Source organism: Parasphingorhabdus cellanae, assembly GCF_017498565.1.
Lineage (GTDB): Bacteria > Pseudomonadota > Alphaproteobacteria > Sphingomonadales > Sphingomonadaceae > Parasphingorhabdus > Parasphingorhabdus cellanae.
This window is the reverse complement of sequence record NZ_CP071794.1, coordinates 2,045,154-2,057,255: the sequence shown is the minus strand read 5'-3', so window position 1 is coordinate 2,057,255 and position 12,102 is coordinate 2,045,154. Positions and strand designations below refer to the sequence as shown.

Here is a 12,102-nt window from a genome sequence, read left to right as displayed (position 1 = left end):
ACCTGTCTGTTATCAGTTTTAATCGAGCGATGAACTGTTTAATTGAGGGATAAGTAAGTCATGACAATTTCGGACCGCCAAGCACCCGTATTGATCGGCGTTGGAGAAGCGAGCGGGCAATCCTTGAAGCAATCACTCGGTATCGAATGGCCCTCACCGGTTGATTTGGCATCAGCGGCAGTCGAGGCGGCGCTGGCCGATAGCGGGGTCGAGGACAAGCTTAGCGCTTCAATTGACTGTCTGCTTGCGACCCGGCTGTTTCATGACAGCGGCGTTCCCCATGCTTATGGCTCGCCGGACAATCTACCCGATGCGATTGCGCAGGCCGCTGGCCTCAATCCGGCGCAGCTCGTCTATGGCGATGTCGGGGGCCAAAGCCCGCAAAAACATATGCATGATCTGGCGATCCAGCTTCATGAGGGCAAAATCAAGGCGGCTATTTTATGCGGCGCTGAATCCATCGGAACAGTCAAGCGCGCCAAGAAAGCGGGCCATGAGATGGATTGGAATCAGCCATCGGATCGCGACTTTATCGACAAACGCACTGAGTTTCCGGTGCTCACCATGTATGAATTTCGCCACGGGATTATCTCTATGCCCATGGCTTATGGCCTGCTGGAAAATGCCCGCCGCAGTCACCTGGGAAGGGATCGGGCCAGCTATGCGAAAGATATGGCAGAGCTGTGGTCAGCATTCTCCTCGGTCGCTTCCACGCGCGAGCACGCCCAATTTGCCAAGGACTGGAGCGCGGAGGAATTGCTGCAAGATGGCGGCGGCAATTATCAGCTCAACGATCCCTATCGCCGCTGGATGGTGGCGCAAGATGCCGTGGCTTTGGGCGGTGCGGTGATCGTCACAACGGCTGGCCATGCAGCCGATCTGGGTGTGGCCGAGGACAAGATGATCTATCTCCACAGCGGTGCGGACGCCAGTATCCCGATCATCAGCCAGCAGATGGATCTGTCGCGATCTCCTGCCGTGGAATGGGCAGTGGGCAAGGCGCTGGATCTTGCCGAGCAGCAAGCCAGCGATATCGGCCCGATAGATATTTACAGCTGTTTCCCGGTCGCGGTGTCTCTGGTGATGGAGGCGCTGAACCAGCCGGACCGACCCCTGTCGAGCTATACGCTGACTGGCGGACTGAGTTTCTTTGGCGGTCCCGGTAACAGTTACAGCACCCATGCGATTGTCGCCCTGGTCCAGGCGTTGCGTCAGGACGGCAGCAAACCCGGCATGATTTCCGCCAATGGCGGCGCGATCAACAAGGAATCGGTGGGCATCTATGCCGCGCAGCCCTTGGCCGGCCGCTGGTCACCAGACCGAATCGCTGCGCCCAATTATATGCCGCCGGATGAAGGCACAAAACCCGACCATTTCGCGTCGGGCAACGGGGTGATCAAAAGCTACGCCTTGCCCTACGTGAAGGGTATCGCCGGAGCCGCAACTTTGTGGTTGCAGGATGAGAATGGGGTGCCGTGCATCGGGCTTTTGGAAGATGCGCCGGAAGAGACTGACTTGATCGGCGAGAAGGTAACGATTACGTCCGATGGCAAACGCAATCAGGCGGTGCTGGGATAGTTGTTAGGGTTCGTGCTCCGCGCTTGATGCGGAGTTCAGGGTTAACTGCAATGCCGGGCCACTCTAGGCGCTGTGTCAAGTGTCTCAAAGTTCCGGTAAAGCAAACGAAGCGCTTTCCTACAATGCGATCGCTATGATATTGAAAGTGCCGCTCTTTTTCATCTCTGAATATTGACCGTCCGCATTGTCTCTGCGCCATCTGGAGGGGTGTGATTTGTGTGAACTTTGGAACAACAGCCGTACAGAAATAGTTGCCCGAAATATGGTGTGAGCCATGTGAGCTTTTCATGGCTCAACCTCCATCAACTCAGCAAAAAGACCCTGTGAACCGTGTGAACTTTGCCCGATCGCGGCAACCAAACTACCGGATCGTCTGCATCTCCAGCAGTTCGACCTGCGGTGTCAGATAACAATCCCGGCATGGCTCTTCCTTTGCCAGATCGGTCGAAAGATATTTCGCGTTGCTGTCGCAAAATACGGTGGCAATGGCTTTGCGGTTCCCGTCGGCATCCGGCTCCTGCATCAGGGCCAGCCGGATGGCCGCGACCAGATTGCCGCCGCTGGAAATGCCGACGCCCAGGCCGAAGACCCGGCTCAGCTTTTGCGCCATTAAAATCGCGTCACCGTCGTTGACATCGATAATATCGTCAATCTGGTCGAGCTTGACAATCTCGGGAATGAACTCGTCCGATACGCCCTGAATACGGTGATGACCAACTTTATAGCCGGTGGAGAGCGTGGGCGATTCGACCGGCTCCACCGGATGGCAGGAAATGCTGGCGTCCATCTGCTTCAGATAACGCGACACGCCCATGATGGTGCCGCCGGTGCCCACGCCCGCCGCAAAGCCGCCCAGATTTGCGCCATCGCTTTGCACCTGCCGCCAGATTTCTGGGGCCGTGCCCGCGCAATGGGCATTGCAATTATCTTCGTTGGAAAATTGTCGCGGCAAAAACGCGCCTTCGGTTTCGCCCATTTTTTCGGCCAGCGCAATGGAACCCAGAAAACCACCTTCTTCTTTGGACACCAGCCGCACGTCTGCGCCATGGCTGGCAAGAATGGCGCGGCGCTCCATGCTCATCCAATCCGGCATGAAAATGGTCACCGGGTGGCCCAAAGCGGTGCCGAGAGCCGCCATGGCAATCCCGGCGTTACCGCTGGTTGCTTCGGCAATCCGCTGCCCGGGCTTCAATGCGCCGCTGCGGGTCGCGTTTTGCAGGATGGACAGCGCCATGCGGTCCTTGATGCTGCCGGAGAAATTATACATTTCCGCTTTGGCGTAGACGGTAACATCCTGCCCGTCGCAGCGCGCGTTGATCCGCAGCATCGGCGTATTGCCTATGAGCCCGGATAGCGCCCGGAATTTGTCTTCACAGCTTCTGCCAACTTGATCGAGCATGGATATTCCCCCTGATTGAAGCGTTGGAATATCAACAAGTTCGTCAAATATCTTTGCCATTATTCTCTTGGAATGGCGATAAAATGTGATAATATTCTATTTATGAATATAAATATGAAAAATATTGATGATAACGACCGGAATATCCTGAAGGCTTTGCAGCGGGATGCCAGCCCGTCGCTCGAAAACTTGGCGGCGCAGCTCAGCCTGTCGACCAATGCCTGCTGGCGGCGAATCAAGCGGATGGAGGCTGACGGCATAATCGCGCGGCGGGTGGCGATTGTGGACCCCGAAGCGGTCGGGTTGCGCATGACCGTCTTTGTCGCGGTACGGACCAGCGACCATAGCGACAAATGGCTGGAGAAATTCGCGGCGGCGGCTTCGTCTGTGGAAGAGGTGGTGGAGTTTTATCGGATGGCCGGTGAGGTGGATTATCTGCTGAAGCTGCTGGTGCGTGACGTTGCCGATTATGACCGGGTTTACAAAAAGCTGATCAAGGCTGTTCCGTTGTCCGATGTGTCCGCGAGCTTCGCGATGGAGCGGATCAAGTATGAGACGGCGGTGCCTGTTTGATATGACCTCAGGCGCCCGGCGCGGGCATCCGCCCGCTTGGCTACGCGCCCCATAAGGCGCGGTGGACGCCATTTGATTTTGGCGCCCTTGCCTCCGCTTTGCGTCGGTTTGGTGCGAATCTTGAGAGGTTAGTTCCGAGCGGAGCGAGGCAAGCGCGACCGCGCGCCCGAGCTTATGCGAGGAAAGCCAAGCGGGCGGATGCCCGCGTCCGGCGCTTGGGGTCAAAAAACCCTCTCCTCTAAACCGCAACGACTTCCTGGCGAATGGCCCCGAAAATCGAGTGTCCATCTTCGTCCAGCATTTGGATTTTCACCGTATCGCCAGCGCTCATAAACGGCGTCTTCGCTTCGCCATCGGCGATGGTCTCGATCATCCGGATTTCGGCGATACAGCTATAGCCCAGGCCGCCGTCGGCAACTGGTTTGCCCGGTCCGCCGTCTGCATCCTGATTGGACACGGTGCCCGATCCGATAATCGTGCCCGCACACAAGGGGCGGGTTTTCGCGGCATGGGCGACAAGTTGGGCCAGACTGAAGGTCGCATCGACGCCGGCATTGGCGCGGCCAAATGGTTCGCGGTTATAGTCGACATGCAGTGGCAAATGGATGACCGATCCTTTCCACGCTTCGCCGAGTTCATCGGGTGTGACGCAGACAGGCGAAAAAGCGCTGGGTGGCTTGGACTGGAAAAAACCGAAGCCCTTGGCCAGCTCGCCGGGAATCAGGCCACGCAGTGACACGTCATTGCACAGCATAATCAGCTGAATATGATCGGCAGCCTCGTCCGCACTAACGCCCATCGGCACATCGCCCGTTATGACAGCGACTTCTCCTTCCATATCGCAACCCCATTTCGGGTCGCCCAGCGGAATATCATCGCGCGGGCCGAGAAATGCATCGGAGCCGCCCTGATACATCAGCGGGTCGCTGTAAAAGCTCTCCGGCACTTCGGCGCCGCGCGCTTTGCGGACAAGCTCGACATGGTTGATATAGGCGCTGCCATCGGCCCATTGATAGGCGCGCGGCAAAGGCGAATGTGCGTCATTTTCATGAAAGCGTTCGCAGGGCACCGCCTGATGCTCAACATCGCGGTACAATGCTTCTAATTTTGGCGCGCAGTCTTCCCAATTGTCGAGCGCGGCTTGAAGAGTGGGGGCTATATTATTCGCTTCGCAGCAACGGGTGAGATCTTTCGAGACAACGACCAGCCGGCCATCGCGTGTGTCATTTTTCAGCGTCGCGAGTTTCATAGGGCAGGATATTCCTTCTGTAAGTCCAACAACATCCGCTCACCCTGAGCCTGTCGAAGGGTGGATGCAATGATCATTTGGATGTCTTGCGCCATTCATGCTTTGACGAGCTCAGCATGAGCGCGGTTTGTGAGGTCTCATCTTAATGTTCGTCGCGCGCTTTTTCGTGCAGCCATGCGGCATGTTGTGGCGCCTTTTTGGTGCGGCTCCATTCTTCGAGCATTTCGGGCGCAACCCGGCGCAGTTCCTTCATCTCTTCGTCCGTCCCGATATCACAGGCGATTTCCAGCCGGTGTCCGTTGGGATCGAAAAAGTAGATGGATTTGAAAATACCATGATGGGTGGGGCCCAGGACTTCGAGCCCCTCGGCCTCCGCATTCGCTTTGGCGGCCAGCAGTTCATCAAGCGTATTCACCTTGAACGCAATATGCTGCACCCATGTCGGTGTATTCGGATCCTTGCCCATATCGGGTTGCTCCGGCAGCTCGAAAAAGGCGAGTATGTTGCCGCCGCCGGCATCTAGGAAAATATGCATGTAAGGATCATATTCGCCGGTCGAAGGTACCTCGTTTTCGGCAAAGGCGACATCAAAATTCATGCCCATGACGCGTTGATAAAATTCGGTGGTTTCCTTCGCATCCTTGCAGCGATAGGCGACATGATGAATGCCGGAGAGATTGGGTGCAGAAGTCATGCGACAGGTTCTTCCACATTCAGCACGCCGCGCGCAACCTGATCGCGCTCAATGCTTTCGAAAAGCGCCTTAAAATTGCCTTCGCCAAAACCGTCATCGCCCTTGCGCTGGATGAACTCGAAGAAAACTGGGCCGACTTGTGCTTCGGCAAAAATCTGCAATAGCAAACGCGGTTCACCGCCCTCTGTCGTGCCGTCGAGCAGGATACCACGGCTTTGCAGCGCGCTGACATCTTCACCATGGCCGGGCAAGCGCCCATCCAACATTTCATAATAGGTGTCTGGTGGAGCGGTCATGAACGGCACGCCGAGCTTCTTGAGCCGGTCCCAGCAGGCGATCAGATCATCACAGATTAGCGCAATATGCTGAATGCCTTCGCCATTAAATTCGCGCAGGAATTCCTCAATTTGCCCTTTACCGCCTTCACCTTCTTCATTGAGCGGGATTTTGATCTTACCATCCGGGGCTGTCAAAGCCTTGGAGGTCAGGCCGGTATATTCACCTTTAATATCAAAGAAGCGGATTTCCTTGAAATTGAACAGCGTCTCGTAATAATCCGCCCAATATTTCATCCGGCCGCCATAAACATTATGGGTCAAGTGATCGATAATATCGAAACCCGCACCGACGGGATTACGATCAACGCCTGGCAGATATTCAAAATCGATATCATAAATGGAAAGCGACTCGCCGCGTTCCCCACCGTCATAACGGTCGACCAGATAAAGAATGGCACCGCCAATACCGCGGATGGCCGGGATATGGAGTTCCATCGGGCCGGTTTCCACACTGACCGGTTCCGCGCCGTTTTCCAGCAAATGGTTATAGGCCTTACGCGCGTCTTTTACCCGAAAAGCCATGCCGCAGGCGGACGGGCCATGTTCTCGCGCGAAGTACCAGGCAGCTGATTTGGGCTCATAATTGACGATCAGGTTGATCCCGCCCTGCCGCCAAAGATGCACGTCTTTACTGCGATGCTGGGCAACCCGGGTGAAGCCCATCACTTCAAAAACCGGTTCCAAAACACCCTTTTCAGGCGCGCAAAATTCCACAAATTCAAAGCCGTCCAGACCTGCCGGGTTTTCGAAAAGATCAGCCATGGGTGTATTCCTTATCAACAGAAGCAATATAGTTACAAATGAAACTATAGCGGAGGCGATGACCAAACGCAAGTGGAGCGAGACGTTCAATCCTTACTTGATCCACTGAGCGTAAGTCGCCAAATGGCAGAAATCAAAGTTAAAAAAGGTAAGCGCGGTGATCCAGAAGATCAAAAGCATGATCGAATCGGCTTGGTTCCAAAATGCGATCATGGCAGTCATTGTGGTCAATGCGGTCGTCATTGGTTTGGAAACATCTGCTGATGTGATGGCTTCTTTTGGCCCTGTTCTGATCGCTTTAGACCAGATCGCGATTGTAATTTTTGTTATCGAAATATTGCTGAAATTGCTGGTTTATCGTCTGGGGTTCTTTCGCAGCGGCTGGAATATTTTCGATTTTGTGATCGTCTCGGCCGCGTTGCTTCCTTTGGGTGGGAATTATGCGATATTGCGAGCATTGCGGATCGTGCGCGCTTTTCGGCTTATTTCCGCGATGCCAAAAATGCGGCAAGTGGTGCAAGGCCTGTTGGCAGCCATCCCGTCGATGGGGTCGGTAATTTTGCTGTTGGGCCTGATCTTTTATGTCGCCTCTGTCATGGCAACAAAGCTATTTGGCGCAGCCTTCCCACAATGGTTCGGCTCTGTCGGCGCTTCACTATATTCGTTATTCCAGATCATGACGCTGGAAAGCTGGTCGATGGGCATCGTCCGCCCGATCATGGAAGTCTATCCATGGGCTTGGGCGTTTTTTGTGCCCTTTGTTCTTGTGACATCTTTTGTCGTACTCAATCTCTTTATCGCAATCATTGTCAATGCCATGCACGAAGAGGCAGACGAAGAGCAAAGCGCGCAGCGGGATGTCATCTTGGAAGAGATACGCGGCTTGCGACAGGAAGTGGCCGAGATGCGGGGTGAAAAGACCGCCTGATCAGTCTTCGCTCATTTTTGGCTTGATATTCGGCTTTTCGCGATAGAAATGCACTTGCATCTGCATCGGACCGATCAGGGTGACATAGTGCAATTCTTCCGGTTGGATCAACTGCCAATCGCCGGCCGACATCAGGTGTGTGACCTGACTCTCTTCCACTACATAGTGGATACGGCCACTCAGCACTTCAAGCACACCCCATGAACCGGCCTTGATACAGTGGGCCGCTTGCAGGGCTTTCGGCAAGCTGGTTTCATCGAAGACAGGGGTTGAACGATATGGTGTCGGTTCGAACATATCGGTCACATCGGATAACACTGTCAATCTCCCCTTTTCTGAGCGATTTCGGGCAAGCCGTCCCGGTGGATGGAAATCCCGGTCATCAGGCTGTCAGCGATGCGCGCCGCGCGTTCGGACAGAAATCGGCACGCGCCCGCATTTGGCATTACTTCCTGCAACGTCTCGTCAAACAGGGCAAGCCAGCGGTCAAAATGGATGCGCTTGATGTCCGAGATCGCCAGATGCTTGATCATCGGGTTGCCGCGAAACCGCCCTGACTCAATCGCGATGGACGTCCAGAAATCCTTCATGCGTGCCAGATGGGGCGGCCAGTTGGTGACCTTCTCATCAAAAATAGGCCCCAACAAAGCATCGCCGCGAATCTTTTCATAAAAGCGCTCTACCAGCTCCGAAATCCGCACTTCGGTAATCCCCAGGGCAGCTGCATGGGCGGCTTTATCTTCACGGGCGGCCATCGTGTGTGGGTGGACCATGGTTCGACTCACTTAAACAGGTATACAATATACTTCTTATATCCGGCTTGTGGTTAAAAGCAATATATAATATGCATGTTTAATGAGATTAACGACACAGACCGATTATGCGCTTCGAACCCTGATGTTCCTGGCAACGCAGGAAGAGAGTTGTACGATTGATGATATCGCTTCGGCATATGGCATCTCCAAAAACCATTTGATGAAGGTCGTGCAACGGCTTGCCAGTGCCGGTTTCATTATCAGCCAGCGTGGCCGCGGGGGCGGATTGATGCTGGCCCATGAGGCTGCGGAGATCAACATCGGAACGGTGGTGCGCGCGATGGAGGAGTTTAACCAGTTTGTCGAATGTAGCCCGGGTTCCACAAATCACTGTGTTATAACGCCGATTTGCGGGCTTTCCCACATGCTGGCTGATGCGGTCGAGGCCTTTCTCTGCCATCTGGACGGATTTACCCTGTCTGATGCGATCAAACAGAAAAAGGCGTTCAGCGATATTTTCGAGGCAATGGCACATACAGAAAAATCCGCCCCTGCCGGATAGGCAGAGGCGGCTTGTAGTTTGTTTGATGCTTGCACATCTACAATATCAGATCCCGTTTAGAAGACGCCGATAGCAATCGATAGTACGGCAATGGCCAGTATTGTCGACGTCGCTAAAATAGTTGGCATGTTTTTGACGATCATGCCTTGGCGCGCTTCATTTGTTCTTACAGTCATTTAGGATCCTTTGTTATTTAATCTGGTCGTAGTTGGCTTATGACAAGCTGGCTGACAGCATCCATGATGCTTCTTCCAGTGCGCCAATCCGCGATGTGAGCAAGTCGGCGGTGAATACATCATTCGCCTTTTCCGCGGTTTTTACGAATTCGCGCATCTGGTTGGCCACTGCGATATTGTCGCTCGACAGCTGTGTCAGCATGGCATCGACATCGCCCCACTCGACCTGATCATCAATCGTACTTGCGTTAATATAAGTGGATAGACCGACTGGCGTTTTCGCGCCCAATGCCCGAATCCTTTCGGCGAGATCATCAATTGATTCTGCAAGATCTTCATATTGCGCTTCGGTCATCTTGTGCACGCTGACAAACATCGGTCCGGTCACGTTCCAGTGCACTGATTGTGTCTTCTGATAGAGCACATAAGTCGAAGCGAGTACTTCACCGAGCTTTTCTGCCATGTCCACGCGGTCGTCGCGTTTCAGGTCGGTGTTCGTTTCGCGAATGTCTGATTTATCGATAGTGGTAGTCATAGACTGTTCCTTTCTCTTTGCGCGCTCACACGCTTAGCGGAGCGCTGCAGTCGGGTTAGTGACGCATCTTGCATCTTTGGGCCGCCTTTCGGCTGACCATTACGCTCATTGTTGCCACTTATTGGGCAGTGGGCGGAGATGCTATTGTCAGGACCGGCGATGCGTCTAGCTCATCGGCCCCCATCATCCGCGCAACTTCTGTCAGCGCGGAGAGAATATGATCGCGGTGATCCTTCGATAAATCACCAAACTGGTCGAGAAAATGGTCCTGTAACAGAGGCGGAGCGGCATCTAGTGCGGCTTGCCCCTGTTCGGTTAACCGGGAGTGCACGATTCGCTTGTCTGTGGTGCTGCGATAGCGTTCCACCAGACCGCGTTTTTCGAGATTGTCGAACATTAACGTCACTGTCGGCTGGCTGAGGCTGACATGCCCGGAGATTTGACGCGTGGTCACTTCGCCCAGCTCATCAACCGCTTTCAATACGACATGTTGCGGCGTCGTCAGTCCGGTTTCCCGTGCAAGTTTTTTGGATTGCACATCAATGGCCCGAATGATTTGCCGCAAGCTGGTCAGCACCATATCCGCCTGACTGCTTGCTGCAGCAGAGATATGGCTATCAACCGTTTCGCTATATGTTTCTTTCTCAATCATTTAGTGTCATAATGTTTAGAGCACTAATGTTTAGATGTCAAGACTCTTTTTGGAAAGCGTGCAAGTCACCGGTTCAACCGGCAAATTTCTGCCCCAGTTCATACATGGCAACGGCCGCTTTGGCGGCTTCTCCGCCCTTGTCCTTCTGTTCCTTGTCTGCGCGGGCGAGGGCTTGCGCCTCATTTTCGACGGTGATGATCCCGTTGCCGATCGCCGCCCCGTCCAGTGTGAGCGCCATGATACCACGCGCGCTTTCGTTGGAGACAATTTCGAAATGATAGGTTTCACCGCGCAGGACCACGCCCAAGGCGACAAAGCCGTCATATTGGTCACTGTCTAGCGCCATGGATATCGCACCGGGCACTTCCAGCGCGCCGGGCACAGTCAGGATTTCATGGTCATGGCCGGCCGCTTCCAGAGCCGCCTTGGCGCCATCCAGCAACATGTCATTCAAATGGTCGTAAAAACGCGCTTCGACAATCAGGAATTTGGCCATCATGCAGTCTCCAGTTCTTTGGCCGCATCAGCCGTGGGTATTGCCCGCTGGCCGACGATGCGCAGGCCATAGGCATCCAGCCCGACCAGGTCATGGCTGGTATTGGACAACAATTCCATATCGCTTACACCCAGTTCGGTGAGGATCTGTGCGCCGACGCCATAGTCGCGCAGTTGATCCATATCGGCCGGTTTTTCCCCTTTCAGGCGCGCGACCTGGCGCGAATAGAAATCCGGTATCCGCGGACTGATGAACACGATGATACCGGAGCCTGCGTCCCCGATAATCTTCATCGATTCGGCCAGCGTACCGCTATGGGCACCGGTCTTGCCAAACACGTCGCTGAAAATCGCCGTTGCATGCATGCGAACCAAGGTCGGGCTCTCCGGATCGACATGGCCTTTTTGCAGAACAATTTGTTCCGACTCGGTCGCCGTGTTGAAGAAAGTAATCGCCTTCCACTCGCCGCCCCAGCGGCTTTCAAATGTCGCTTCGGTACGTTTCTGGGCGAGATGGTCATTGCGCAAACGATAGGCGATCAGATCACGGATGGTGCCGATTTTCATTCCATGATGCTGGGCAAACTCGATCAAATCATCGAGCCGCGCCATTTCGCCATCATCTTTCATAATCTCGCAGATCACACCGGACGGGTTCAGGCCAGCAAGGCGGGACACATCGACCGCCGCCTCGGTATGACCGGCGCGCACCAGCACGCCCCCGTTGCGCGCCTGCAACGGAAAGACATGGCCGGGCGTCACAATCTCGCTCTTACCCTTGGTGCCATCAATTGCCACGGCCACGGTGCGGGCACGATCAGCGGCTGAAATGCCGGTCGTCACGCCATCGCGCGCTTCGATCGAGATGGTAAAAGCGGTCTCATGGGCCGTGCGATTATTCTGACTCATCATATCGAGGCCCAGTTCTTCGACCCGATCCTTCGCCATTGCCAGACAAATGAGCCCGCGACCATATTTCGCCATGAAGTTGATCGCGTCCGGTGTCGCCATTTGCGCGGGAATAATTAGATCGCCTTCATTTTCCCGGTTCTCATCATCGACCAATATATACATGCGGCCATTGCGCGCTTCGTTGATAATCTCTTCGGCGGTCGCCATCACGCTGTTGCCGCCGCTGGCGAGGTATTTTTCCAGCTTGCCGAGTGTTTCCGCCGTCGGGTTCCAGTCGTCTTCGCCCAACCGTCTTAAACTATTGGCGTGAAGGCCAGCAGCGCGAGCCAAGCCTGCACGCGTTTCCTTGCCGGAATCGATCAATTCGATTAGTTGTTCTATCAATCTCTTGCTCATGGAAGCTGCCTATCTGTTGTTTGTGCAGCGCTGATATCACATTATAATGTGATGCGTCCAGAGCAATATCACATCAAATGTGATAGGCTTTTTGCGAT

Annotated in this window: 14 protein-coding genes; 4 read left to right on the top strand and 10 right to left on the bottom strand. The window is 54.5% G+C overall.

The annotated features are described in order from the left end of the window. Positions 1 to 60: 60 nt before the first annotated feature. Positions 61 to 1,578, top strand: a complete 1,518-nt coding sequence (locus J4G78_RS09765; protein WP_207986407.1) for a hypothetical protein — start codon at positions 61 to 63, stop codon at positions 1,576 to 1,578. A 361-nt stretch (positions 1,579 to 1,939) separates the two neighbouring features. Here the strand turns inward: J4G78_RS09765 and J4G78_RS09760 are convergent, their stop codons facing one another. Next, complete coding sequence (locus tag J4G78_RS09760) at positions 1,940 to 3,037, bottom strand: PLP-dependent cysteine synthase family protein (RefSeq protein ID WP_207986406.1); 1,098 nt, start codon at positions 3,035 to 3,037, stop codon at positions 1,940 to 1,942. Between the two features lie 54 nt (positions 3,038 to 3,091). Between J4G78_RS09760 and J4G78_RS09755 the strand changes: the two genes are divergently transcribed. Further along, positions 3,092 to 3,550, top strand: coding sequence for an Lrp/AsnC family transcriptional regulator (locus J4G78_RS09755; protein ID WP_243457044.1), 459 nt, complete (start codon positions 3,092 to 3,094; stop codon positions 3,548 to 3,550). A gap of 238 nt (positions 3,551 to 3,788) precedes the next feature. On the opposite strand, the gene J4G78_RS09750 is transcribed toward J4G78_RS09755, so the two are convergent. The 3 genes from J4G78_RS09750 to hppD form a co-directional block, all read right to left on the bottom strand. Continuing rightward, positions 3,789 to 4,799, bottom strand: coding sequence for a fumarylacetoacetate hydrolase family protein (locus J4G78_RS09750; RefSeq protein ID WP_207986404.1), 1,011 nt, complete (start codon positions 4,797 to 4,799; stop codon positions 3,789 to 3,791). 142 nt (positions 4,800 to 4,941) lie between these two features. After that, complete coding sequence (locus tag J4G78_RS09745; protein ID WP_207986403.1) at positions 4,942 to 5,493, bottom strand: VOC family protein; 552 nt, start codon at positions 5,491 to 5,493, stop codon at positions 4,942 to 4,944. After that, a complete protein-coding gene (hppD, locus tag J4G78_RS09740) occupies positions 5,490 to 6,593 on the bottom strand; it encodes a 4-hydroxyphenylpyruvate dioxygenase (RefSeq protein ID WP_207986402.1) in 1,104 nt (367 codons plus the stop codon). Before hppD ends, J4G78_RS09745 begins: the two co-directional genes overlap by 4 nt. Before the next feature lie 178 nt (positions 6,594 to 6,771). Here hppD and J4G78_RS09735 point away from each other — a divergent pair, with 178 nt between their 5' ends. Then, entirely contained in the window at positions 6,772 to 7,521 is a 750-nt protein-coding gene (locus J4G78_RS09735) for an ion transporter (protein ID WP_207986401.1), read from the top strand. Here the strand turns inward: J4G78_RS09735 and J4G78_RS09730 are convergent, their stop codons facing one another. Beyond that, a complete protein-coding gene (locus J4G78_RS09730; RefSeq protein ID WP_243457313.1) occupies positions 7,522 to 7,839 on the bottom strand; it encodes a TehB-like domain-containing protein in 318 nt (105 codons plus the stop codon). A gap of 2 nt (positions 7,840 to 7,841) precedes the next feature. After that, positions 7,842 to 8,294 (bottom strand): group III truncated hemoglobin, encoded by a 453-nt coding sequence (locus tag J4G78_RS09725; RefSeq protein WP_207986400.1) that lies wholly within the window; start codon positions 8,292 to 8,294, stop codon positions 7,842 to 7,844. An 82-nt stretch (positions 8,295 to 8,376) separates the two neighbouring features. Between J4G78_RS09725 and J4G78_RS09720 the strand changes: the two genes are divergently transcribed. Further along, positions 8,377 to 8,838 (top strand): RrF2 family transcriptional regulator, encoded by a 462-nt coding sequence (locus J4G78_RS09720; protein WP_207986399.1) that lies wholly within the window; start codon positions 8,377 to 8,379, stop codon positions 8,836 to 8,838. A 213-nt stretch (positions 8,839 to 9,051) separates the two neighbouring features. On the opposite strand, the gene J4G78_RS09715 is transcribed toward J4G78_RS09720, so the two are convergent. The 4 genes from J4G78_RS09715 to ribB form a co-directional block, all read right to left on the bottom strand. Further along, positions 9,052 to 9,549, bottom strand: coding sequence for a Dps family protein (locus J4G78_RS09715; RefSeq protein ID WP_207986398.1), 498 nt, complete (start codon positions 9,547 to 9,549; stop codon positions 9,052 to 9,054). Between the two features lie 118 nt (positions 9,550 to 9,667). Beyond that, complete coding sequence (locus tag J4G78_RS09710; RefSeq protein WP_207986397.1) at positions 9,668 to 10,201, bottom strand: MarR family winged helix-turn-helix transcriptional regulator; 534 nt, start codon at positions 10,199 to 10,201, stop codon at positions 9,668 to 9,670. Between the two features lie 73 nt (positions 10,202 to 10,274). After that, positions 10,275 to 10,697 (bottom strand): 6,7-dimethyl-8-ribityllumazine synthase, encoded by a 423-nt coding sequence (gene ribH, locus J4G78_RS09705; RefSeq protein ID WP_207990588.1) that lies wholly within the window; start codon positions 10,695 to 10,697, stop codon positions 10,275 to 10,277. Continuing rightward, entirely contained in the window at positions 10,697 to 12,004 is a 1,308-nt protein-coding gene (gene ribB / locus J4G78_RS09700; RefSeq protein ID WP_207986396.1) for a 3,4-dihydroxy-2-butanone-4-phosphate synthase, read from the bottom strand. Before ribB ends, ribH begins: the two co-directional genes overlap by 1 nt. Positions 12,005 to 12,102 lie beyond the last annotated feature (98 nt).